Below are 22,536 nucleotides of genomic sequence, written 5' to 3'. Positions count from 1 at the left end.
CGGAGGCCGCCGCATGAAAGGCACACTGGTGATGATGATCGAGAACATCACCTAGGCGCCGCTGGAGTTGAAGCCGCAGTTCGTGCAGGAGCGTGCGCCTTCTCGGCCGCCATCGGCGGAGCGTCGCCGTCGAGGCTGCGTCCGAGAAGCCGGCCGAAGCCAGGAAGCTCAAGCTGAGTTGCAGCCAACCTGACTCGCGTCATCTCAGGATGGAGGATGGCTGCCGCATGTGACGTCCGGGCCTACGGTGTGGGACTGGCGGCGCGCTCCTTGCTGCTACGCTGGGACGCAGAGGGCGAGTGCGGCAGCACTGGGAGGCGTGCGCGGGCGCGGCATCGCTGCCGCCGGACATGGCGGCGGATCGTCGTCATCGTCCCGGCGCCCCGGGCGAAAGTACCGGCGCCGGTCCGAGATCCGGAGCGGACGTCGAGCCGGAGCAACCGCGGCCGGGCGCGTGTTCGGCTTGCGAGCGGAACCGCGGTCCAACTCGGTCAGGGCTGCGAGCACAGCATCAACGGAGACCGGCTCGGCTTTGCAGCCGCTCAGGCAGCGCAAGCCGGGCGCATTCTCAAGGGCGCAGGCGTCCGAGGCCCAGGATGCCAGGATCGTGCGCTTGTCCGCCCGGGACAGCAGGGGATGCGTTAGCACCTCCCGCGGATGGCGGAACACGTCGCCGGGCGCGACCAGCGCCTGCCACGCCTCGACCGAGGCCGTCCGCGTGGCGAGGGGGTTCATCGGGCCGGAATGTGAAAGATGCGTCTCCATTATCGACACGGATCATCCTCCCTGGAAGCGTAGGGCGAGACACGAGAGAGCACGACCCTCGCGGGCTCCGAGGGCCCCCGAGGGTGTCTGTTCGGCGGATGATGCGATGTGGGCTCAGGCGGCCTGCGCGTGGTCCTCGCCCTGAACCGTTGCGTTGTCCTGGCCGACGGCAGCCTGTCCACCGCCGACACTGATGCGGCGGGGCTTGAGCGCCTCCGGCACCTCGCGTTTCAGCTCGATTGTCAGAAGGCCGTTGTCGAGCTCGGCGCCCGTGACCTTCACGTGATCGGCGAGGTTGAAGGTCTGGCGGAAGCTGCGCGCTGCGATGCCACGGTGCAGGTACTGGCGCTCGCCCTCTTGGCCCTTCCTCTGCCCGGCCACGTAGAGCGCGGTGTCATGCTGCGTCAGCTCGATCTCGTCCGGAGAAAAGCCCGCCACCGCCATGGTGATGCGGTACTCGTCCTCCGCCACCTTCTCGATGTTGTACGGCGGCCAGGTTGTAGTCGGCTCGAGCCGGTCGGCCTGGGTGAGCATGTCGAGCAGCCGGTCGAACCCGACCGATGAGCGGAAAAGGGGAGCTACGTCGTAAGTCCTCATGACCACATTCTCCGTTGAGCAACGTGATGACGAGGGAGGCCGGTCACCGAGGGCCGGCACCCATGTCCGCGAGCCTTCAGGGCCTCGCACGCGCGTAACGCGCCGGAGAGGATGCGGTTCCAGATCATCGCGAGAAATTTGAGAGCTGCTTGCCCGCAGCATCAGCGTGCAGGCTGCGGCGCGGTAAGTTGCGCTCTCGGTCCTGGTCGCGCACGGCGCTTGCTCTGAAAGCTTCTGAATTTTCAACCGGCGAATGTCCGCTTCGGAGACGCTGTCTGGATTGAATGAATGACTGGTACGGGCGCGAAGCCGAACTTCCGCTTTGCGACCAGGAAACTTCAAGACCGGCTGCGGCGTGTAGCTGTCGATAGTCGCAGTTTCGACCCCATCTCGTCGCACTATTGATTGGTGTCGGGGCCCTGACCAGCAGCTCGATCGCGCAAACATGCTTTCCGCTCCAAACTCGATATGCCGTCTCCGCGTCCTCCGACGGAGCGAGCATCCCATGTGCTGGGGGGTAGGCCCCCTTCCTTCCACAGCCGGTAGCACCGAGTTCGTTCGCCCAAGCATCGAGTTAAGAGATGACTGCTAAATTGCAGCGAGGGTGTAAACTCCGGGGCGGAAGACGATGGATTGGACTGCGGCTGCGAGCAATTTCGATCTTACTCTAATGCTCCTCGACGACTTTCGCGTCCCAAGCCGTTCAGACTTTGAGCGTCACGAGGCTCATCTTCTTACTGGTGGACTTGTTCCCACGCGCTTCAAAGAAAAGTCCCCGTATTTCGATATGTTCTGCCTACCAGGCGGGCAAGACTGGCTCGAACGAGCGCATCAGCTTTCAACGGAGATCGCCGGGCAAAGATGCGGCTCAGATGATGGAGTTGACGTGCCAACGACTGATTGGCGAAATATTATTATGCTCGCAATTTCTAATAAATGCCTGACCGCAGATTTTTTGACTGCTTGGTCAACAATGGAAATTTTCTACGGGAGACTTATAGAGCTTAATGCCCTGAATTCCGCTGCGTACCAACGTTATAGGACCAATGTCGCTTCTGGGAGCGCCACAAACAATCTTGCACGGAAGTGTTGGTTCGCGAATTGGCTATATAAACGTGACGCGATTTCAAACGGAGCTAGGCGTGAACACGAAACGATCGAGATTCATCAATTATGTTTGGATATCGCCGTGGGCAACCGGAGTTGTCCCACCAATCCCGAATTCTACGATAAATCGTGGTTTCGGAGGTTTCTTAGCCCGAGTATTAGAAACCAAAAAAAGCAACGTACCCCTGATAATGAACTTGATTTGATAGACGCGGTTTACTCTATTTCAGACCGGGAGATCCGCGACCTGCTAGCGCATCCTTTCCTGGGGCCGGAGGTCCTTCCGCCTCTCGATTCCTCAGAATTTCCTCAATTATCCACCGAACCCTAAGGGTGCGCCGAAACAGCTTCAAAATCGTGCTCTGAGTGCCTCGTCGCGCCATTACAAGGCGCTGAGACGAGGTAATAACGTGAACAAGATGCGAGAGCGCACGTCGCGCTACGACGAGCACGAGCCCCTGCTGACTTTCCGTCAGGCGGCCGCCACGTTTGGCGTTCCGTACTGGAAGATCCAAAGGGCCGCAAAGCTTGGGCTCATCCCGACGATCACGCTGCTTAACTCGCGGCGGTACGTTCGCGGCTCTGAGATTGAGCAGAAACTTCTCATGCATCCAGCTCGTGTTGGAGGCGTGAGATGAGCAGTCCGTTCGCCAGCGCGGCCGATGCAGTAAAGTTCTTGAAGGCGGTGCATGGAGAAGCATTCGTCGGCTTCCAGACTATTTTTGCGCTCCCTTCCAAAAAGACCACCTTCTATAGCGCAGCCCAGTCGAAGGATTTGGCCGCCGACATTATCCGTTGGCGAGACGACTTCGACCTCTATGGAGTGATCGGCACGCAACGGCACAGGTTGGGTGGATCTGCGCGGGGCTCGGCCAATACCGTGCATCAGATGTCTGGGCTCGTCATCGATGTTGATTTCGCCTCAAAGAAGGACACCACGAAGAGGTATGTGGCTGATGACATTGCAGCTGCAAAAATCCGTTCGACACTATCGATGGCTCCGTCAGCCGTGGTTGCCACGGGTAATGGTGAGCACTGGCATTGGTTTCTCGATCAGCCGATTGTTATTGAGACTGATGATGATCTGCAGCTAGCCAAAAGCCTGACGCGTGACTTCAGCCGCTACATGCAGGCAGTTTTCCGCGGACACGGAGCAGAGATCGATAGCATCGGAGATATCGCCCGGGCTTTCCGCCTTCCGGGTACATTCAATCTCAAGGGCGGCGGTAAGCGACCAATCGAGCTTCAGGAGATCGACCCCGATAGGCGGTACACCCGCGACACCATCGCGAGCCTCTTCGCCTCCTCTATTCCATTGCCGACAGCGGAGCGGCGAGTGCGGCCGAGCACCGGGTTCGCACCGGCACGCCATGATGCGATCCGGTCCGGTTGCACTTGGTACGCGGATGTCACTGGGGATGGCGCGTCCGGCTGTTCAGAACCGGATTGGTTTGCTGCGGCCAGCATCACTGCGTGTTGTCAAGACGGAGAAGCGATCTTCCACGCCTACAGCGGAGCCTATCCCGGCTACGACCACCGCGAGGCTCAGAAGAAGTTCGATGGTGCGCTCAGCCAGAACGCCCCTCGCACTTGCTTCTCGATCGAGACGGATCTCGGCCACAAGGGATGTCTCGCGTGTCCGAGCCACGGCAAGATCACGTCGCCCGTGCAACTCGGCTCTGGGCCGCGACGATACGATCCCGGCGACGAGGGGCCTGTGCCACTCGGTTACGACCGGGACGGACACTTTGCCCTGCGGGACCCTGTCCGAAACATTATCATCGTGGCTAGCGCTCAACAGCTCTTGTCGAGCCAATGGTTGCAAGGTGTCGCACCATCGACGTTCTGGCGACGTCAGTTCCCGACAGAGAAGGCGTTCAGCGCTGCGGCCGCTGGAGAAGCCATCATCGCGGCCTGTAAGCACGCAGGACCATTCAGCCCTACGAGCGTGCGCGGTCGTGGCGTCTGGCTTGAAGACGGGGAAGTCGTCCTGAATCTTGGCGGTTCGCTACGTTCGGGGCTCAGGCACCAATACCTTTGCTTCGAACCCATTCCCCTGCCAGCCGACGCTGCTTTCGACACTGAGCGCCTGAGCGATCTTCTGAACCGCTTCCGGTTCCGAGATCAGAAGAATGCTCGGCTCCTGCTCGGCTGGCTTGCCATCGCCCCGATCTGTGGTGTCCTCGCCTGGCGACCGCACTGCTTCGTTTATGGTCCGCCGAAGGCAGGCAAGAGCACCTTGCATAGTCTCGCCACCGCACTCCTGACGCCACTGGCGATCTCAACGACCGGTGACAGCTCGGAAGCGGGCATCCGCCAAGCTGTAGGGCCCGACAGCCTGCCGGTCATCATCGACGAGTTTGAGAGTGACCAGCGTCGGGGCAGTCACCAGGCGATTGTGAGGTTGGCTCGCAGCGCCTCGTCAGGCAGCACGCCGATCTTGCGCGGAACGCCGGAGGGGAAGGTCATGCAGTTCAGCCTGCGCACGGCGTTCTTCTTCAGCGGTATCAACCCCGCTGGCCTTTCGCCGGCGGACGCGAGCCGCATCCTACTCCTCGAGCTCCTGATGCATGAAAGCGATCAGGAGACGGGGCGGGCTATTGCAGCAGAGATGGCGCACTTCGCGAAGGCTGGTCCGAACTGGTGTGCCTACATGGCCTCGAAGGCGCTACAGATCGAGCCGGCCAAGGAAGCTTACGAGCTGGCCATGCCGGGGATGGATGCGCGCCTTCGAACGAACATTGCGACGCTGCTAGCAGGCAGCTTCGTTGCCTTGCGGGGGCGGGTGCCGCTACCGGCGGAAGTCGAAGCAGATGTTGCTGAGTTCGCGTCTACCACAGCCGAGCATGCCGTTGAGGTCGACCGCGACGATGCGGTCGAAGCGCTGCACCACCTCTTCGCCTACATGGTTGCGGGGTCATCCCTGGGTCAGTGGCTCGCTCGTGAGCACCGAGACAGGAAAAATGACAGCGAAGATGAAAAGAGGCTCAGTGCACGCATCATCGCTGGATTGGACATCGTCATGAAGGTTGGCAACGAGGAACCTGGCTTCTTTCTCCTTAAAGGTGCTCCAGGAGTCGAGAAGATCTTCGTGAACACCAAGTGGGCCGGTGAGGCCTGGGTGCACGCCATTCGCAAACTCGATGGGGCATTTTCGCCGACGCATCCGGTTTATTTCGCTAACATTAAGAAGAAGGCGCGTGCGATCGGCATCGGCTTCGAGATCCTGCCGGAACCCACAGAAGAGCCCGATGACGATGATCCTAACAGGGATATCGCGCCGCGTTGGTACTAGAGGGTCACTCAAGACCCGCGGATGGGACGTAGGACAGGACGGACGCACGCGAGAGATGGGGGAGGATGGCTCGCATCGCACTGCTGCGAGGCGCACAATCCCTCCCCCTCTCCCCCTTCTTACTGTTGTCCGTCCTGTCCTGCGTCCTGCCCAACACGGACCTGCCGCTTGACGAGCATTGGACCGAGTTTCTCAACCTTCAACCCGCTGTATTTCGTTCCGTGTTAAAATACAGCCGGTTGTATTCCCACGAACTTCGTCGCGGTTCGCGGCATTCGTGGTTGCAGGCGTGGTTACAGGCAAGCCTCGCCTCAAATCTCGGCGCTCTGCCCCGTCGATCCAGGATTAACCGCGCTCCGAGGCGAATAATTGTTCGCTATGCAACCGCGTGTTTTCCTTTTCAAATGTCTCGTGGAGTACGCGTCGTGTCGCAGAACACCTTCAACGTCAGTCTGACTAAGCGCGACCGCAAGCGGAAGCTGCGATCGGGTGACATCGTCGTAAATTCGCGGTGGGTTCTCAACTACAAGGACCCAAAGACTGGGCAGCGCGTGCAGCTTTTCTTCGAACGCCAGAAGGAGGCGATCGCCAAGCGCAACGAGATCCAGGCCGCCGTTGAGGCGCGGGTGTACGTGCCGCGGCGCGAGGTCATCACCGTTAGTGAGGCCGTTGCGCTTTGGCTGGAGAGCCGGCGCGGCGACGTGAAGGGACGGACGCTGCACGGCTATGAGCAGGGCGCGCGCTACATCATCGGCCCACTACTGGTCTCAGCAACTGCTGCTCAGCGACGTGCCTTCACCGAAACGGGTCTCGTGCCGCAGGGCGCCAGCCTCAAGCCGATGCTGGGCGAGATCCGCATCGATCGTCTCGGGACCGGTGAGATCCGCGCCTGGCACAAGCTGCTGGTGCAGGAGGTTGGGGCCTCGACCGCAAGCCGCGCTCGCAAGTACCTCGGCAGCGCCTTGGCACTCGCCGCCGAAGATCTGGGCATCCGGCCGCCGGTGATGCCGACGCGTCTCAAGGCTGCTCCGCGCGTCCGCAAGACGATTCTCACGCCGGAGCAGATCGCCAAGCTGCTCACCACGGCTGAGGCTGACCCGGAGAAGGGCATCTATGTCGCCTTCCCCTTTCTCGCCGGCACGCGTCCGAGCGAGCAACTCGGCCTGATGTGGGAGGACGTCGACTTTGAGGCCAACGTCATCCGCATCCGGCGCATGCAGGAGATGGATGGTCGGATGTGCGAGGTCACGAAGACGGACGCGGGCCGCCGCTCGATCCCGATCCCGGACCGCCTGCGGGCGATGCTCGTGGCGTGGAAAGCTCGGTGCCCACGCCGCGATGGCGAGCCTCTTCGTGTCTTCCCGGGTCTCGGGACGCGTCAGGCGTGGCCGTTGCCGCGGGTCGGCGGTGGAGGCACCCTCCTCTACTCGAACTACCGATCTCGGATCTGGGCGCCGCTGCTGAAACGGGCTGGTGTCCCGTACGTCACGCCCCATTCTGCTCGCCACTCGTTCATCTCGACGCTGCAGGCTGAAGGCGTTGAGGTTGGTCTCGTGGCAAAGATTGCCGGACACGCGAGCCCGGCCGTGACGCTCAGCCACTACACGCAGGCTGTACGCGGGGGCGAGGTTGCCCTCGCAGCGCTCGACCGAGCCTACGCAGGGTAGACGCTGAGACCTTCCGCGCGGGCGGTAGAAACTGTGCCTTTTCTACTGGTTCGGGTGTCGGCCTACTAGAACGGAAGGCGTTCTATTTACGATATCGACGCGTTAACCGCGCTCTTATGTGAATAATTGTTCGCTGCATGACTGCATGTTTTTCTTATTAATAGAAAAACTGATCGCAGCGAAGTGAAGACAATGTTGAGTTTTTCTTGGATCTCGGGCGACCAAAACCGCAAGCAGGATCAGTGCGACGAGCGCTATATGGCTGCACTCCATGTTGAAGCCGCTCGCCAGCACGCCGCCGCTGCTGATGCCCATGCCCTAGCCGTCGAAGTGCACTCCGAGGTCGTCGCGCCGAGTGAGGAGGCGCCTGATACCATCGTGTTCGAGGCCATCAACGCGAGCGCCGATGCAGCGACGCAGGGAGACACAGCCGCAGAGGCGAGCTCCATCGCTGGTGTGACCTTCAGCGAGATCAGCGAAGCGCTGCGCGAGGCAGCCGAAGCCCTCCGCGCGGCTGAAGATGGAGAGGACCCGCGCGATGCTCACGTCGCCGCGGCGAAGTTGCATGCGGCTGCCGCGCGCCGGCACGCCGGAGCAGCTCAGGTGCTAGCCCCAGACAGCGTGGAAGCTGAGGAGGCACGCGCTGAGGCTGAGAGCGCCGCAATACGATGCGAAGATGCTGTAGCCTGCACTCTGAATTGCCCTTCCTGACCCAAAGCAGGCCCTGAGAAGGTCCGATTTCAGCTAGTCCGACCTGGTCGGCTTGAGCGACCGATGGTGGCCGATAGCGGAGCGGCAATTGTTGGGCAGAATATGCTTGAAAGCAGCCATTTCCGCTCCCGACTCAGTAAGCCATCCAGCGGCCGTATCGCAGTTCCTGGAGGGTAGCGTCGCCGCACCAGCATGCCTCAGCCGAGACATCGCCACGCGCACCTCAGGGCTCGGACGCTACCTCGCGCTGCCGCGGCATTGCTGGCGGTGGGGCGCTCTTGCTCGAACCCGACGAGATACGTCGAGGGCGAGGGGTTGTCACCGCGGGCTCGCAGTTCGCCAGCAGTCTCTGCGCATAGGCCAGCGAAGCCTCTGCCACCGCCCCTTTGGTGACGAAGAACACCCACCAGAAGAGCAAGGCGGCAAGAGGAATGCAGACTGCAACGCCGACCCAGAAACGCTCCTCCCCGGGCGTCGCTAGCGAGAGAAGGAGTACATGCACCACGATGGCGATCGCGCTCAACCCGATGCCGAACGGCTTCAAGCCGAGAAGATTGCGCTGGAAACCGTAGGAGATGTTCTCATCGAGGAGAAGCGCCGCGCCTCCACCTGTGCGGGTGTGCTCAAGCAGCCAGTCCACCGCCGATCGCGCGCGGCAGAAGGCTACTTCCGGTCCCGCTCGTTCCTCGTCGGCCGTCGACAGAACCTTATCGTGGCTTCGCAAGTACGCATGATACCGAGCCTTGGTCTCCGCTAGGAGCGTATCGTCGGCGTGCGTCAGGAGCCTGGCGCTATGGTCCCGGCCCACCTCACGTTTCAGTCCGCGTTCTACGGCCCTTCCCCGGTTCCTTGCTAGCTGCGCGATGGCGTAGAGAACGCCGCACGCGCTTCCGGCGGCCACAATGGAACCCACGGTCGACCATGCCCCCGGGTACCAGAACAGGGCGACGCCGGCTGTGGGGAGCAACGCCAAGAGCGCTGGCTTCAAGCGTGCGTTCAGTTCGTAGCGGCTCAGGCCGACGCTCCGAAGCAGGTCCGTCATGCAGGTGCGCGCTCCAGTGCGTTGGCTGGCACGGCCTCAGCCCCGAGCTCAGCAGAGAGGAACGAGTAGCCGTCGGGATGGGCGATCAGCATGAGCACCGGGAAGAACTGGCGGAGCGCCAAGCGAGTGGCGGTAACCACGTCTAATGCGGACGGACCGCTCGGGACGAGGTGGTTGTGCCAAGTCCCAAGGACGTAGAGCGACCCTCCGCTTTCTTCGAGAAGCCGACGGACGGACTGCCGCAAGCCCTCGACGCCCAACACGAAACGTTCGGCCGAGAACACGCTGTCGGGCGGAGCGGGCAAAAGGTCGACGACCTGAAAGGCCTCCCCGACCTGCGAGTAGCGGCCAACGAGCACGCCGCCCGTTTCGATGCCGGGACACGCGGCTATGGCCGCCCTGATCTCGGCGTCCACCCTCGGGCTGATCCTCACCTCGACGGTGCCGCTCCGGACCACGATGCGGGGCTCGATCTCGACCGATGCCCACGACTGGGAGAGTCCGTCGGGCAGGACATGCCCCACATGCAAGCTGCCGGCCGTTTGTTCGCCTTCCCGCCGGAGACGGCCGCATACCGTCTGACTGAGGCCTGCCGCGAGCGCGCCGAGGCGGTCGTCGGGCATCGGGAACGTCACGGCCCCGCAACCCTGTCCGATGTCGATCGCCTGCGCCTCGGCACTGAAGACCCGGGCTCTGAGCGCTTCGTCTTTCGCGAGGATTCGGTAGGACTCCGCCGCGAGATCACTCAGGTTGGGATTCCCGTTTGGCCCCTCGAAGGCGGCATACGCGACGCTCCCCGCCCCGAGGAGATGGGCGTCGGCGAAGGTCGGCCTCGTCTCCCAAGCGCGGAAGGACACGACCTCGCGAAGCAGGCTGGACCCGGTCGTGTTCACAACAAGGCGGCAACCGCCGAGCTCCGCGCGTCCCTCCGGGGAGGCGCACAGTTCCTCCACAGTCCCGACGTCGATGCGCGGCTGCTGCCGGAAGCCGGAGAGGGCATGCGCAAGGACCTGGGCCTTGTACCCCATGGTCCCGCCGCGGACGTTCGGCTCCGGCAGCAGGGCGTGGCGGGCGTAGTTGTGCGGCGACATCAACGCTCGGTCCAACACGTCCGTTGGCCCGAGGCCGCGCCTGGCCGCATGGACCGCGATCTTCGATCCGACGCTGCCGCACCCGAGAAGCGCCCAGCGAGGTCGGTCGACCTCTACCGGATCCCCAGACGCCCGACGCAAGAGATTCACCGAGACGTCGTCGCGCACTCCGCACAAGCGGACGTCGCCGGTGCCTCGCAGGAGGCCGCTACCTGGACGTAGGTCGAGGAGGTACGGGCAGATCTCGACGCTTGAGGAGCTACCGACGAGGGCGAAAGGCCGGCGGACAAGGAAGATGACGGGCAACGGAATTGCGCGGAACCTGCCGTCGTCCAGCAGAAACGCGATGTGGTCGATCTTTGCCTTCAACGCTGCGGCGCAACGGTACAGTTCGGCCCGACTCTGGAGATCCTCCAAAGTCTCGACGTCCTCCGGTACGGGGGTATCGATCACGGTTGGGAGCCCATTTGCGTCCGCCGCGGAGACCACCAGCGCGATGCCACGTCCCTTGAAGGCCGATGCCGAGATCTGCTCCTCGGTGCATTGGGCCGCGGCAGGATCGACTCGGATGGCTGGGACGAGCGCGACCCGCATCATGCGCTTTCCAGCGCCGAGCTCGAACCGGAGGTAGTCGGTGGCGACGACGAAGCATTCGCCGGACGGGACCGCCAGTTCTCGGATCTCGTCGGGATCGAGGATGATCTCGTCGTCGATGTGGTCGCGGCGGACGGGTTCCCAACCATGCTGCGGGTTGTTCAATTGCAGCATGGCAGCGCTATCGAGCCAGTCCGCTAGTTGATCGAGATAACCCGAGAAGCCGCGGGCCTGAATCAGTTCGGAGGGGTAGGCCTGCACGACGCACGGCTGGGGCGGAAGGCCTAGGGACCTAGGCACGGGCAGGAGGTGCGGATGAGACCGGTCGAAATCCTCCCGAAGGAAGGCTCGCGGCGAACCCTGCGGGAAGTCACTCGGGAAGCGGATGGTGACGCTCTCGATGGACCGCACGCCACTCGGACTGACGCCGACGATGCGCCATGCCGACGGCAGTTCCTGCGCTATGTCCAGCTCGGCCCAGACCGAGCCGTCCTCGTGTCGTCCCTGGACGCGCACGGCGCGCACGGTTGGATGGGCTGCGGCGACCCGCAACGCCCTGCGGGTTGCGGGGGAGATCGAGGCATCAACCATGCGCTAGGGCCTCGCTGCCAACGCCGGTCGCAAGGGCCCCCGCCACCCCCGCAACGATGCGAGACGGCCTGACCCCGAAGTAGCCGATGCTGATCTCCAGTGGGTCGTAGCCCGGCTCGTCCGCAACGCACCTGAAGGGGCCAAGAACGGGTTTGAGGATCGCCTCGTACTCCCGCTTCGCGCGGATGCAGGGCGGGTCGCAGTCGTCGTCCAGAATAGAGTTGCTGCTGGAGACGATGATGGCGCCGGACGCTGCCTGAGCGAGCGCCGACCTCGCCCGTTCAGAAACCTTCGCCTTCTCTCGCATCTCGGACCAGCTATCCCAGGACAGGCTGTGCCAGCTACAGTGATGCGGAGCCACCAGGACGTCGTAGGTTAGGTCCTCGTCCTCGTACTCGTCGCGAATCCTTTCCCAGATGGCGACCTCGGCATCGCCGCCGAACAGGATGCGTCCGGCCGTGGGGTTACCCTCGGCCGCTAGGGTCAGTCTCACGATCACGCTCGAATTGTTCTTCGAGAGGACTTCGGCTTCCTCCTCGTCGTCGGCGAGCATCGGCGCCAACAGGAGTCCCGTGAACGTCCCGTCGGTCACGCCGCAGATCGTAGAGAAGGTCGACCCGGCCGAGACGAGAATCGGCAGGAGATCGTCCGTTTTGCCGTCGACGTCCTCACCCAGGATCTGGATGCGGTCGCCGTCGAAGAACCAGCCCTGCGCCCTGAACAGCCTGACCCGGCGGCGCGCCTCGTCGCGCCAGGCCTCCGCGTCCGCGCACAGCGTGTGCCCGGCCGCGGCCGTCTTGCGGTCGGCGCGGCGGAAGACGATCGGGGACGACCACATCTCGCGGATGATGATCTTGTCCTCGGCTTTCGCCCACGAACTGGGCGTACCGAGATGGAAGTGCCGGCGCAGGCCCGCGCAGTGGTCCTGGTCAGGATGCGTGAGCAGGAAGGCGTCGATGTAGAGCCGTCCCTCCGCGTCACGTGTGAGTCGGTCGCGAAGCTGGGAGCCGACATCCGGGGCATCGTCGTTCGGGTCGTCGGCGGCCAACCCGATCTTGCAGTCGATGAGGATGCGACGCCCACTGTCTAGGACCAAGAGGGTCATGTCGCCGTTGCCAACCTTGAAATGGGTAGTCTTGGCGGACATCGCCGTCTCCTTGATCATCGTCTCGGCCACCTCGCAGCGTCGCGGCTCGGCGGGCTCATCGCTCGATGCCGCGCGGTCAGGCGTTCGGCGTATCGCGTCCGTCCGGCTCGCGGGCCACACCCTTGAAGGGAGTGCCGTCTTCCTTGACGCCCATGAGTCGGCCTGTGCGCTCGTCGCGCTTCTGCCAATGCCCGTCAGGACGCTGGAACTGCGTCCTCCCGGTTACCGCCCCACGGCGGAAGCCATCTCCAGTGTTCTTCGCCATCAGTCCCTCTGTTGCCGATGATTCGCGCGGTGCTTTGCGGCGCATCCGCGTCGCTGCCGGCGATGCCCCCATCGAGAAGGCGAAACCTCTTTAACCCTACAAGTAGTATCGCTACTCCGAACAAAGTGGGCTCCTTGTTCTTCGGAGTCAAGGAACATAGGATGCTTCCACAGCGAACATGGGGATGACGCGGATATGGCCATGTTTAGACGACGGCGTCGATGAGCTTCGGCCCCAGGATCAAGGAGCTTCGGACCGCCAAGCGGATGACGCTCGACCAGCTCGCGGCCGCGACCGGGTCGTCTAAAAGCTACGTTTGGGAACTTGAGAACAAGAATCCTCCCAGGCCATCAGCGGAGAAGCTGTCCGCCATCGCTGCGGCCCTCGGGGTCACGGTGGACTACCTCCTCGGGTCCGCCAGCCAGTCCCTCGGGGACGCGCAGGACCAGGCGTTCTTCCGCGAGTACAGCGGCATGCACCCGGACACAAAACGGCAGTTGCGGGAGATCGCCAAGACCCTCAGCGGCAAGCGTCCGACATGACCGGTGTCCCGCCGCGGCCGCTAAGGGAGGCACATAAGCTGACGGCCATGCTGGACGTAGTGCTGGGCCTGGACAGGTTCGAGCAGGGACCCGTCGACGTCGAACGCTTGGCTATCGAGTACTCGGCCCAGACGGCACCAGCGACGCCGATCCACGAGGTCATCGACCGTGACCTCCCCGGCTGTGTCGGTGCCCTCGTCTACTCCGACAACGTTCCGCGGCAATGGGGCATCGTCTGCTCGACCGGGCAGTCCTCGGGGCGCCGCAATTTCACCATTGCCCACGAGTTCGGGCACTACCTTCTCCACCGCGGCATGATCGAGAACGGGGGCGAGTACGAGGGCGGCATCTACTGCAACGAGGGAAGCATCCATCGCGGAAAGGGACCGGACATCGAGCGGCAGGCCGACCAGTTCGCGGCCAATCTCCTCATGCCCCTCAACGACTGCCGGAAGCTGCTTCCGGCCCGGACGCGTCCGGATTTCAAGCTCCTCGGGACACTTGCGGCCCGGTATGGCGTCTCGCTGACCGCGGTGATCCTGCGGTGGCTGGAGTACACCGAGACCCGCGCCGTGATGGTAGTCTCCAACGAGGGCTTCGCGCATTGGGCCAAGGCAAGCGAGGCGGCATTCAAGAGCGGCGCCTATATCGCCACACGGGAGACGGTATTCGAATTGCCTCCTGCGGCAACAGCGGTGACGGGTGACCACTCCGACGAAGCCAAGTCGGGCATCCTACGCCCTGGCGGATGCTGGCTCAGCGAGCCTGTGGTCGAGATGTGCATCCGGTCCGATCGGTACGAGCGGGAGATCACGCTGCTCCACCTTGAGGACGGCGGACCCAGGCATCAAAAGGATGAAGCCGTCGAGGACGTCTGCGACCGTTTTGTTCGCTGAACGAGCAGAATGGCCTCGGCTGATCGGCACATGCGCTCGAGCGATGTCCGCTTACCGGAACTATCGGAAGCACGAAGAACGACCGAGGAGGGCGCGACGCTGAATGCCCACTTCCGGGCCGTAACTCGGAGTCCGCTCCCGGCGCACAACAGACGCAGTGTGGCGTTCCGCGGGATGCGAAACGCCACAGCGCTTCGGATAGCGTGCTGCCTGCAACCACGCGGTAACCACGGGTATCGGCAGACCCTTCCGAAGCGGCTCCGTCGCGCCGGCTTGCCATGGTTCCGAAGGAAGAGAACCTGGCGACCCCGGTAGGGCTCGAACCTACGACCTGCCGCTTAGAAGGCGGCTGCTCTATCCAGCTGAGCTACGGGGCCTCGGCCGCGGCATCGTCTAGCAGAGGGCATGGAGGGAGTCATCCGACACGGATCTCAAGACCCTCCGGGCGACCGTCAGGCTTCCTTCTTCTTGCGAGCGGGACGGCGCTTCGCCTCCGACTCCGGAGCCGGCTCGGCGGCCTCCGAGCTGACGACCTCCTCGGCCACGTCCTTCGCGGCGCTCTTGCGGCGCTGCTGGCCGAGCCCGAGCGCACGCGCCAACTCCGAGCGCTGCTCCGAATAGCTCTGAGAGGTCATCGGGTAGTCAGGCGCCAAGCCCCACTTGGCTCGGTACTGCTCCGGGGTCAGGCCGCGCAAAGTCAGGTGCCGGCGGAGAGTTTTGTACTGCTTTCCATCCTCGAAGCTGACGAGGTAATCCGGATTGATCGACCGGCGGATTTCTTGAGGTGTCGCCTTCGGCTGTCCGGAATCAGCACTGGCGCTCCCGTTCTTCGTGACGACCCGGATCGCCTCATGCACGTCGCTGAGGAGTTTGGGTAGTTCCGCGCTCTGTACGTGATTGTTGCTGACGTAAGCCGAAACGATATCTGCCGCGAGGGTGATCAGGTGGCCCTTGTCGGTGTCGGTCTCGCTCATGATCGTTTTGCCGTACTGTGGTCCGTGGATGATCTTTACGACCGTAAGCTCAGGCTCGGAAATCGGCAAGATGTTTTGCCCGGGACAGCGTCAGCAAATGAGCGATAAATGTGGACGGTTCCGGTGAATTGCAGGCGTCAGGGTTTCAAAGACCGTCGCGGAGCGGATTTCGTGGCGCTTTTCCGCGGCTCTTCGGCTTAGCATCCGCGCGACTTCTACGCAGGACGAGGCGGGGCAAGGTCTTATCAGGATTGAGCAAAAAATCTTCAGAGCCGGGGCGGACGCTTGCGTGTCTGTTGCGCCGCGGATCTCGCGCAGGTGTGTCTCACCACCTGTCCGAACGAGGCCGGGAACGCATTTCCACATACCGATTCGTACGATTCCTCTCGGCCTTTCTGCTCGCCCGGGTTGTGTGTCCGCCTCATGGTGCCGCAGCAGCGCGACCCCTTCCGAAGGAACCGGGATGATTCGGGCGAGCAGGCCGGGATCGTTTGGCAGAGGCCGCGACGCCCGGCTCTGCGGGCGCCGTCATGCGGACGGATGCCGGGAGGAAAAGGTCTCAGTCCAACCCGAGCATCAGCCCGATGTTCTGTACCGCCGCGCCGGACGCACCTTTCCCAAGATTGTCGAGGCGGGCGACGAGAACCGCCTGGCCGTGCACGTCCGAGCCGAACACGCGCAGTTCGAGGAGGTCGGTGTTGTTCAGGTCTTCCGGCTCCAGCCGCTCGTGGTGACTGCCGGTCGCGGCGCCGGGAACCACCTTCACGAGGCCCTCGTCGGCGTACCAGTCCCGCAGCGATGCTTCGAGATCGCCCGCGCTCGGTGCTCCCGGAAGGTCGCTCAGGTGCAGCGGGATGCTGACCAGCATGCCCTGCCGGAAGTTCGCGACCGAGGGCACGAAGATCGGGCGGCGGGTGAGGCCGCTGTAGATCTGCGTCTCGGGAAGATGCTTGTGGGCGAAGCCGAGCCCGTAGAGCTGGAAGGGAGGAGCCGAGCCGCTCTCATAGGACTCGATCATGCTCTTGCCGCCGCCGCTGTAACCGCTCACCGCGTTGATGCTGATGGGGAAATCCGACGGAATCAGCCCGCTTGCCACGAGCGGCCTCAGGAGCGCGATGGCGCCGGTGGGATAGCAACCCGGATTGGCGACCCGGCGGCCCGCGCGGATCGTGTCGGCTTGATCCGGCGCCAACTCGGCGAAGCCGTAGACCCAGCCCGAGGAGACGCGGTGCGCGGTGCTCGCGTCGAGAATGCGGGGGCCTGCGCCCGGCAGGCTATCGGCGAGCGCCACGGTCTCGCGAGCCGCGTCGTCGGGAAGGCAGAGGACCACGAGGTCGACCTCGCCGAGGAGCGCGCGCTTGGCCTCGATATCCTTGCGGCTCTCGTGCGGGATGCTGCGCAGCGCGACGCGCCCGTCGCGCTCCAACCGCTCGCGAATGCCGAGACCGGTCGTGCCCGCCTCGCCGTCGATGAATACCGTGGGCCTGTCCGGGCTCGTCCGGTTCGCCATAGCCTGTCGCTCCTCAGCGCCGCTGCTGCACCGCGAGGTGGAGGGCGGCAGCGCGCGAGTCAATGTTGCCGCATGAACATGACGGACCTTCGCGCGCCGCCACCCGTCCGCGGCCGGTCCCGATGCCGCGGGGCGGATGCGGAACCGCCCTGCCCGCCTCCGGTTGACCGCCCAATCACCTCACATCGGAGATCACGATCATGTCGGAGACTGCGGAGAAGACTGACCCGAAGCTCTGGGAGACCGTCAAGACGCGCGTCACCCGATCCGCGAAAGGCGGAAAGCCCGGTCAATGGTCGGCCCGCAAGGCGCAGATGGCGACCGCCGAGTACAAGAAGGAGGGCGGCGGCTATGCCGGCAAGAAGAGCGCCGACAACCACCTGAAGCAGTGGACCGACGAGGAATGGGGCACGAAATCGGGCGAGAAGAGCGGCGACACGGGTGAGCGCTACCTGCCCAGGAAGGCTCGGAAGGCCGTGAGCGAGGACGAGTACAAGCGCTCGTCGGACAAGAAGCGCGCGGATACCGCGAAGGGCAAGCAGTTCTCAAAGCAGCCGAAGGATGTGGCCAAGAAGGCGGCGACCGCGCGCAAGAGGGCTGCCTCGGGAGGCTCCGGCGCGACGAAGGCCGAGCTGATGCGCAAGGCCCGGGCGAAGAACATTCCTGGACGCTCGAAGATGTCGAAGGGCGAACTCGAGCGCGCAGTGCACGCCTGACTTCCCGCGCGAAGGGCGGTCGGCGGCGGATGCCGGGACCGTGGCGCTCTACCGCGACTCCGTGCGCTCGGCGTTTTTCCTGCGGCACGCCGGTTCGCCGCCCAGGTACTGCCCCTTCCGGAGGGCGGGCTGACCCGCTCCGCCAGCCTCCACACGCCGAGCCAGAACAGGTCCGAACGAGAAGGGGCGGTCCCGGATGGGACCGCCCCTTCTCGCTTGCCGATGCGGCCGATCCCGTCAGCGCTTCGAGAACTGGAAGCTGCGGCGGGCCTTCTTGCGGCCGTACTTCTTGCGCTCGACGACGCGGGAGTCGCGGGTCAGGAAGCCTTCGCGCTTGAGAGACGAACGCAGCTCCGGCTCGTAGTAGGTCAGCGCCTTCGAGAGGCCGTGGCGCACGGCGCCCGCCTGACCCGAGAGGCCGCCGCCCGCCACCGTGACGGTGATGTCGTACTGATCGACGCGGTTGGCCACCTGCAGGGGCTGGCGCAGGATCATGCGCAGCACCGGCCGGGCGAAGTAGGTGTCGACCGGGCGGCTGTTGATGATGACCTTGCCGGAGCCCGGCTTGATCCAGACGCGGGCGACGGCGTCCTTGCGCTTGCCGGTGGCGTAGGCGCGGCCCTGGGCGTCCAGCTTCTGGACGTGGACCGGAGCGTCGCTCTGGGAGTCCGTGGCGGTGTTCGCCCGGTTGAGGTCGGCGAGGGACTGAAGGGTCGCCATGATCAAGCGCTCACGTTCTTGCGGTTGAGGGCGCCGACGTCGAGCGCCTGCGGCTGCTGGGCCTCGTGCGGATGCTCGGTGCCCTTGTAGACCCGCAGGTTGCCCATGATCTGGCGGAAGAGCGGGCCGCGCGGAAGCATGCGCTCCACGGCCTTCTCGACGACGCGCTCCGGGAAGCGGCCCTCGAGGATGAACTTGGCCGAGCGCTCCTTGATGCCGCCCGGATAGCCGGTGTGGTGGTAGTAAACCTTCTGGTTGTACTTCCGCCCGGTGAACTTCACCTTCTCGGCGTTGATGACGATGACGTTGTCGCCGCAATCGACGTGGGGCGTGTAGGCGGCCTTGTGCTTGCCGCGCAGGCGCATCGCGACGATGGAGGCGAGCCGGCCGACGACCAGGCCCTCCGCATCGATCACGACCCACTTCTTGTCGACGTCGGCGGGCTTCAGCGAAGTGGTTTTCATGGCCGAACCCGTGACTTCAGGGGAGTATCGAAAACGAGTGCCGCCGCGTTCGGGGGAACGCAGCGGCGTACGGCGGCTCCAATACGGGGCCTGCCCGCCCGCGTCAAGTGTGCCGGCGTTCGACTCGAGGCCAAAAACCCGAGATTTCTGAGATGGTTCGCAGATGCGGTATCATGATACCGTGTGCCCAGGCGGGATCGAGTAGGTGCCGGTGGCGTGGCAGACGAGTTCGTCGGATCCGGCCGCCGTGATCATCACTTCGCCAACCGCCAAGCGGCGCCCGAGCTTCAGGAGCCGCGCCTCGGCGAGGAGGCCGGTGGTGCCGGGCCTGCGCAGGAAGTTGAAGCTGAGGTTCGTCGTCACCGCGAGGCCGACCGGACCGATCTGCGCGAGGATGGCCGCGTAGAGCACGAGGTCGGCGAGCGCCATCATGGAGGGGCCGGATACCGTCCCGCCCGGGCGCAGGTGGCGCTCATGGTGGTCCATCCGCATGCGGGCCGTGAGAGGCCCCACGGCCTCCAGATGGTAGCTGCGCCCGCCGTGATCGATCTGTGGGAACTCGCGCTCCAGGAAGGCCAGCACCTCGTCCAGGCTCATGCGGGGGGCGGCCCCGTCCACGTCGCGCGCCTCTGACATCGGGCTCCCCTCGTTCCAGGCCTTGCCGCTTGGGCCTCATGCCGGAGCGCCTTGCAGCACGCGCGCAGATGGCGGACAAGTCCCGCCATGATCCCGACTCCCGACGCGCGCCCGGACGGCCTGCCCACACGTCACGACACCTACCCGGACGCGCTGATCCGGCGGATCCTGCGCGAGACCCGCTCGATCGCCCTGGTCGGGGCCTCGGCAAATCCGGCCCGTCCGAGCTGGATCGTCCTGAAGTACCTGCTCGACCGGGGCTACGACGTCACGCCGGTCAATCCGGGATTGGCTGGCCAGGAACTCCTGGGCCGCCGCGTCGCCGCCTCGGTGAGCGAGCTCGGGCGTCGGGTCGACATGGTCGAGATCTTCCGCAACGCCGAGGCAGCGGGTCCCCTCGTCGACGAGGCGCTGGCGCTGCCCGAACCGCCCCGGGTGATCTGGATGCAGCTCGGCGTGCGCAACGACGCGGCCGCCGCCCGGGCCGAGGCGCGGGGTCTCACCGTCATCATGAACCGCTGCCCCAAGATCGAGTACGGCCGTCTCTCGGGCGAGATCGGTTGGACGGGCGTGAACTCGCGCATCATCAGCGCGAAGAAGCCCGTGCTTGCGAGCCGCGGAGTCCAGAAGCTGACGATCGAGAGCCGGGGCGGCGAGGTTTGACGTGAACAAGCGCCGCGGCGCTCGATCAAACCCAGGTCCTGCAAACCCGAGGCTTGTCGGTCGGGCCGCCGCAGAGATCGCTCTGTGACATCGACGGCTCGAATGGTGGGCGCGACAGGGATCGAACCTGTGACCCCTACCATGTCAAGGTAGTGCTCTCCCGCTGAGCTACGCGCCCGTCCGGAGCCGTTCCGCTCCGGTGAGGCCGCGGCTATAGCTTCTGCCGAGTGGGCGCGCAAGTCGAAGATCGGGCCGAATCCGCGAAGTTTCGCGCTCGGCCCGAACCCGGAGGCGGCGCCCGCTGCAACCGCGCGCGAAATGCGCTAAGGCGCTCGCCCGCCCGCCTCGGTGGGACCGGGTCGGACAGGCCACAAACAGCGAGAGGGAATGCGCTTCCTCGTCGATTTCGATCGGGGCGACCTGATCCGGTTCTGGATCACGCCCGACAACCCGACGGCCATCGGCCGCGTCGCGGTGTCTGTGGAAGGACGCCGGGTCGCCGAGGTGCCCGCGACCATCATCGATCCGAACATCCGGGCCTTCGGCTGGCACGCGACCGGCCAGTGCACCTACGAGATCACGCAGGCCGAGGTCCCCGACCTCCAGAGCCTGCCCCAGCTCGAGATCCACGACATCGACACGAATCTACTCATCCATCGGCGGGTGCCGGCGGAGGGGCTCTGTCAGAACAAGGTCCTGCTCCTCAACACCAGCATCAAGCCCGAGACCGTGATCCAGGGGCTGATGCACAGGCACTTCCAGCAGAGCTACTTCGGGTTGGGCAAGCTGACCGAGGACATGCTGCGCTGCATATTCGACAGCACCACCATCGCCTCGTCGTTCCTGTCCGGCTCGATCGTCGTGCCGCGCTACGAGAGCAATCTCCCGCCGGACAGGATCCTGACGTCGACGCTCATCCACGACCCGCATACCGAGATGGCGACCCGCCTGCTCTGGCTGAAGGCGCGGGCCGAGGCCGCGGCGGATCCGGGCCAGGCCTGGCGGTTCGGTCGCCTCGCCGAGGCGGCGACCTTCGTCGCCGAGTACGACCTCCTCGACGTGAAGAGCCTCAAGCGCCTGTTCCGGCTGCTGCCCGAACCGGCCTATCACCTGCTCTACAACCCCCTGACGCGCCAGCTCGGGACGCGCCTGCCGGACGACCGCGTGCATCCCGGCAACTCGATCGTCGCCGTCGAGATCCTGTCGCGGATCGGCATCGTCGGGCATCGGGACTCGTTCGAGGCCTTCGTCACGAGCATGCTCGATCGGCTGGAGATCGCCGATACCGTCCCCGCGCCGGAGCCGATCCCGGCCGACGTGGTCGACCTCGCCGGGAGGCTGCGTCAGGTGCGGGCGGTGGACGGGATGCTGACCTTCGACGTCATCATGTCGGACGCGGTACGCAGCTCGGTCGTGAAAGCGTGGACGTCGTGACGATCTCGCACACGGCCGCGGCGCACGGGGGCGGCCCGTGAGGCGCCTGGTTGGATGGCCCACCCCCCGGTTCCTCGCGAGGCTGCTCGGCGAGGAGCGGCCCGCGCGGGCCGCAGTGACGGAACGCGACACCCCGCACCGCTTCGTCGACACCTATCCGTCGAACCAGAACGTGCTCGACCTCTTCGCCGGGGAATGGTCGACCATGATGCCGCCGGAATCCGGCCTCGTCGCGCATCCCGGTGGCTCCAACCTGATCGGAGACGAGCGGATCCACTGGCTTGCCGAGACCCTCGGCTCCCTCGAGGGTCTCGACATCGTGGAACTCGGCCCGCTCGAGGGCGGACATTCCTGCCTGATGCAGCGACTCGGGGCCCGGTCCGTCACGGCGATCGAGGCCAATGCCCGCGCCTTCCTCAAGTGCCTGTGCCTGAAGGAGGTGTTCGGTCTCGACCGGGTGCACTTCCGGCTCGGCAGCTTCTTCCCCTACCTGGAGCGGAGCGGTCCGACCGACCTCATCGTGGCGAGCGGGGTCCTCTACCACATGACGGACCCTCTCCGGCTTCTTGCCCTGCTCGCGGCCCGCACCGACCGCATCTATCTCTGGACGCACTACTACGATCCCGTGGCGATCGCGGGTCGTGCTGACCGCAACCTGTTCGCGCCGCCCGAGCCGATCGGCGAGAGCTCTCATCGCGGATCGCGCAGGCTTTATCCTGAGGTTGCGCTGTCCTGGCAGGGGTTCAGCGGCGGGTCCGACAGCTACGCGGTCTGGCTGGAGCGCGACGGTCTGCTCGGCTTCCTGGCAGAGGCGGGCTTTGAGATTGCCGTGCACGACGACCGGCCGGATCACGTGAACGGGCCGGCGATCTCGCTCTGCGCCACGCGCTCGCCGACGGCTGGAACGGGCGCAGCGGCGGACTGACGGTTTCCTCGGGGCTGAATCCTCGCTAAGGGTGCGATGCAGCGAAGGGGAGCTCCGGATTTGTCCCGGGGCCGGCGGAGGATCCTGTCCGTGCGCATCGCGATGGTTGGGTCCGGGTATGTGGGCCTCGTGTCGGGCACCTGCTTCGCCGATTTCGGCCACAGCGTCGTCTGCGTCGATCACG

Annotated in this window: 21 protein-coding genes and 2 tRNA genes; 11 read left to right on the top strand and 12 right to left on the bottom strand. The window is 64.6% G+C overall.

Going from position 1 to position 22,536, the window contains the following annotated elements:
- Positions 1 to 879: 879 nt before the first annotated feature.
- Positions 880 to 1,362, bottom strand: coding sequence for an Hsp20 family protein (locus MOX02_RS25625; protein ID WP_147028651.1), 483 nt, complete (start codon positions 1,360 to 1,362; stop codon positions 880 to 882).
- A 670-nt stretch (positions 1,363 to 2,032) separates the two neighbouring features.
- On the opposite strand from MOX02_RS25625, the gene MOX02_RS25620 reads away from it, so the two are divergent.
- The 4 genes from MOX02_RS25620 to MOX02_RS25605 all read left to right on the top strand — a co-directional run bounded on the left by MOX02_RS25620 (position 2,033) and on the right by MOX02_RS25605 (position 8,142).
- On the top strand, positions 2,033 to 2,800 hold the full coding sequence (locus MOX02_RS25620) for a hypothetical protein (RefSeq protein ID WP_147028650.1): 768 nt from the start codon (positions 2,033 to 2,035) through the stop codon (positions 2,798 to 2,800).
- A 303-nt stretch (positions 2,801 to 3,103) separates the two neighbouring features.
- Positions 3,104 to 5,764, top strand: a complete 2,661-nt coding sequence (locus tag MOX02_RS25615; protein WP_147028649.1) for a hypothetical protein — start codon at positions 3,104 to 3,106, stop codon at positions 5,762 to 5,764.
- A gap of 425 nt (positions 5,765 to 6,189) precedes the next feature.
- Positions 6,190 to 7,431 carry a tyrosine-type recombinase/integrase gene (locus MOX02_RS25610; protein WP_170267989.1) on the top strand — a complete coding sequence of 414 codons (1,242 nt, stop codon included), beginning with the start codon at positions 6,190 to 6,192 and terminating at the stop codon, positions 7,429 to 7,431.
- Between the two features lie 183 nt (positions 7,432 to 7,614).
- On the top strand, positions 7,615 to 8,142 hold the full coding sequence (locus MOX02_RS25605; protein WP_147028647.1) for a hypothetical protein: 528 nt from the start codon (positions 7,615 to 7,617) through the stop codon (positions 8,140 to 8,142).
- Between the two features lie 223 nt (positions 8,143 to 8,365).
- Here MOX02_RS25605 and MOX02_RS25600 read toward each other — a convergent pair whose 3' ends face one another.
- From MOX02_RS25600 to MOX02_RS25585, 4 genes are read right to left on the bottom strand one after another with little or no spacing between them, the layout of a single operon-like run.
- A complete protein-coding gene (locus MOX02_RS25600) occupies positions 8,366 to 9,184 on the bottom strand; it encodes a hypothetical protein (RefSeq protein WP_147028646.1) in 819 nt (272 codons plus the stop codon).
- Entirely contained in the window at positions 9,181 to 11,460 is a 2,280-nt protein-coding gene (cap2-3, locus tag MOX02_RS25595; RefSeq protein WP_147028645.1) for an anti-phage 6A-MBL system cap2_3 protein, read from the bottom strand. Before cap2-3 ends, MOX02_RS25600 begins: the two co-directional genes overlap by 4 nt.
- Positions 11,453 to 12,637 (bottom strand): anti-phage 6A-MBL system MBL-fold protein, encoded by a 1,185-nt coding sequence (mblB, locus tag MOX02_RS25590; protein WP_238178960.1) that lies wholly within the window; start codon positions 12,635 to 12,637, stop codon positions 11,453 to 11,455. The genes cap2-3 and mblB overlap by 8 nt, the downstream gene beginning before the upstream one ends.
- A 46-nt stretch (positions 12,638 to 12,683) precedes the next feature.
- On the bottom strand, positions 12,684 to 12,872 hold the full coding sequence (locus MOX02_RS25585) for a hypothetical protein (RefSeq protein ID WP_147028644.1): 189 nt from the start codon (positions 12,870 to 12,872) through the stop codon (positions 12,684 to 12,686).
- Between the two features lie 221 nt (positions 12,873 to 13,093).
- On the opposite strand from MOX02_RS25585, the gene MOX02_RS25580 reads away from it, so the two are divergent.
- Complete coding sequence (locus tag MOX02_RS25580) at positions 13,094 to 13,414, top strand: helix-turn-helix domain-containing protein (RefSeq protein WP_147028643.1); 321 nt, start codon at positions 13,094 to 13,096, stop codon at positions 13,412 to 13,414.
- Between the two features lie 47 nt (positions 13,415 to 13,461).
- Entirely contained in the window at positions 13,462 to 14,310 is an 849-nt protein-coding gene (locus MOX02_RS25575; RefSeq protein ID WP_238178961.1) for an ImmA/IrrE family metallo-endopeptidase, read from the top strand.
- Positions 14,311 to 14,610: 300 nt separating this feature from the next.
- On the opposite strand, the gene MOX02_RS25570 is transcribed toward MOX02_RS25575, so the two are convergent.
- The 3 genes from MOX02_RS25570 to argC all read right to left on the bottom strand — a co-directional run bounded on the left by MOX02_RS25570 (position 14,611) and on the right by argC (position 16,794).
- Positions 14,611 to 14,687, bottom strand: a tRNA-Arg gene (locus MOX02_RS25570).
- Between the two features lie 75 nt (positions 14,688 to 14,762).
- A complete protein-coding gene (locus MOX02_RS25565) occupies positions 14,763 to 15,284 on the bottom strand; it encodes a Ros/MucR family transcriptional regulator (RefSeq protein ID WP_147028641.1) in 522 nt (173 codons plus the stop codon).
- A gap of 559 nt (positions 15,285 to 15,843) precedes the next feature.
- Positions 15,844 to 16,794, bottom strand: coding sequence for an N-acetyl-gamma-glutamyl-phosphate reductase (argC, locus tag MOX02_RS25560; protein WP_147028640.1), 951 nt, complete (start codon positions 16,792 to 16,794; stop codon positions 15,844 to 15,846).
- Between the two features lie 200 nt (positions 16,795 to 16,994).
- Here argC and MOX02_RS25555 point away from each other — a divergent pair, with 200 nt between their 5' ends.
- Positions 16,995 to 17,510 carry a DUF5872 domain-containing protein gene (locus MOX02_RS25555; RefSeq protein WP_147028639.1) on the top strand — a complete coding sequence of 172 codons (516 nt, stop codon included), beginning with the start codon at positions 16,995 to 16,997 and terminating at the stop codon, positions 17,508 to 17,510.
- A gap of 237 nt (positions 17,511 to 17,747) precedes the next feature.
- Here MOX02_RS25555 and rpsI read toward each other — a convergent pair whose 3' ends face one another.
- From rpsI to MOX02_RS25540, 3 genes are all read right to left on the bottom strand, one after another.
- Positions 17,748 to 18,230, bottom strand: coding sequence for a 30S ribosomal protein S9 (gene rpsI / locus MOX02_RS25550; protein WP_147028638.1), 483 nt, complete (start codon positions 18,228 to 18,230; stop codon positions 17,748 to 17,750).
- A 2-nt stretch (positions 18,231 to 18,232) separates the two neighbouring features.
- Complete coding sequence (rplM, locus tag MOX02_RS25545; RefSeq protein WP_147028637.1) at positions 18,233 to 18,694, bottom strand: 50S ribosomal protein L13; 462 nt, start codon at positions 18,692 to 18,694, stop codon at positions 18,233 to 18,235.
- A gap of 171 nt (positions 18,695 to 18,865) precedes the next feature.
- Positions 18,866 to 19,330: a PaaI family thioesterase gene (locus MOX02_RS25540; protein ID WP_373866787.1), complete on the bottom strand. Its 465-nt coding sequence runs from the start codon at positions 19,328 to 19,330 to the stop codon at positions 18,866 to 18,868.
- An 87-nt stretch (positions 19,331 to 19,417) separates the two neighbouring features.
- On the opposite strand from MOX02_RS25540, the gene MOX02_RS25535 reads away from it, so the two are divergent.
- Positions 19,418 to 19,993: a CoA-binding protein gene (locus MOX02_RS25535; protein ID WP_147028636.1), complete on the top strand. Its 576-nt coding sequence runs from the start codon at positions 19,418 to 19,420 to the stop codon at positions 19,991 to 19,993.
- A gap of 103 nt (positions 19,994 to 20,096) precedes the next feature.
- Here the strand turns inward: MOX02_RS25535 and MOX02_RS25530 are convergent.
- Positions 20,097 to 20,171, bottom strand: a tRNA-Val gene (locus tag MOX02_RS25530).
- Between the two features lie 209 nt (positions 20,172 to 20,380).
- Here MOX02_RS25530 and MOX02_RS25525 point away from each other — a divergent pair.
- The 3 genes from MOX02_RS25525 to MOX02_RS32745 form a co-directional block, all read left to right on the top strand.
- The gene (locus tag MOX02_RS25525; protein WP_147028635.1) at positions 20,381 to 21,427 is read left to right on the top strand and encodes a hypothetical protein; all 1,047 of its coding nucleotides are present in this window, start codon (positions 20,381 to 20,383) and stop codon (positions 21,425 to 21,427) included.
- Between the two features lie 37 nt (positions 21,428 to 21,464).
- The gene (locus MOX02_RS25520; protein ID WP_147028634.1) at positions 21,465 to 22,352 is read left to right on the top strand and encodes a class I SAM-dependent methyltransferase; all 888 of its coding nucleotides are present in this window, start codon (positions 21,465 to 21,467) and stop codon (positions 22,350 to 22,352) included.
- 90 nt (positions 22,353 to 22,442) lie between these two features.
- The coding region (locus MOX02_RS32745; RefSeq protein ID WP_147028633.1) for a hypothetical protein at positions 22,443 to 22,536 on the top strand (94 nt) is incomplete at its 3' end.

Origin of the sequence: Methylobacterium oxalidis, from assembly GCF_007992195.1 — a bacterium.
GTDB classification, from domain to species: domain Bacteria; phylum Pseudomonadota; class Alphaproteobacteria; order Rhizobiales; family Beijerinckiaceae; genus Methylobacterium; species Methylobacterium oxalidis.
Note: the sequence above shows the minus strand (reverse complement) of the source record. Positions and strands in the feature narration are given on the sequence as shown.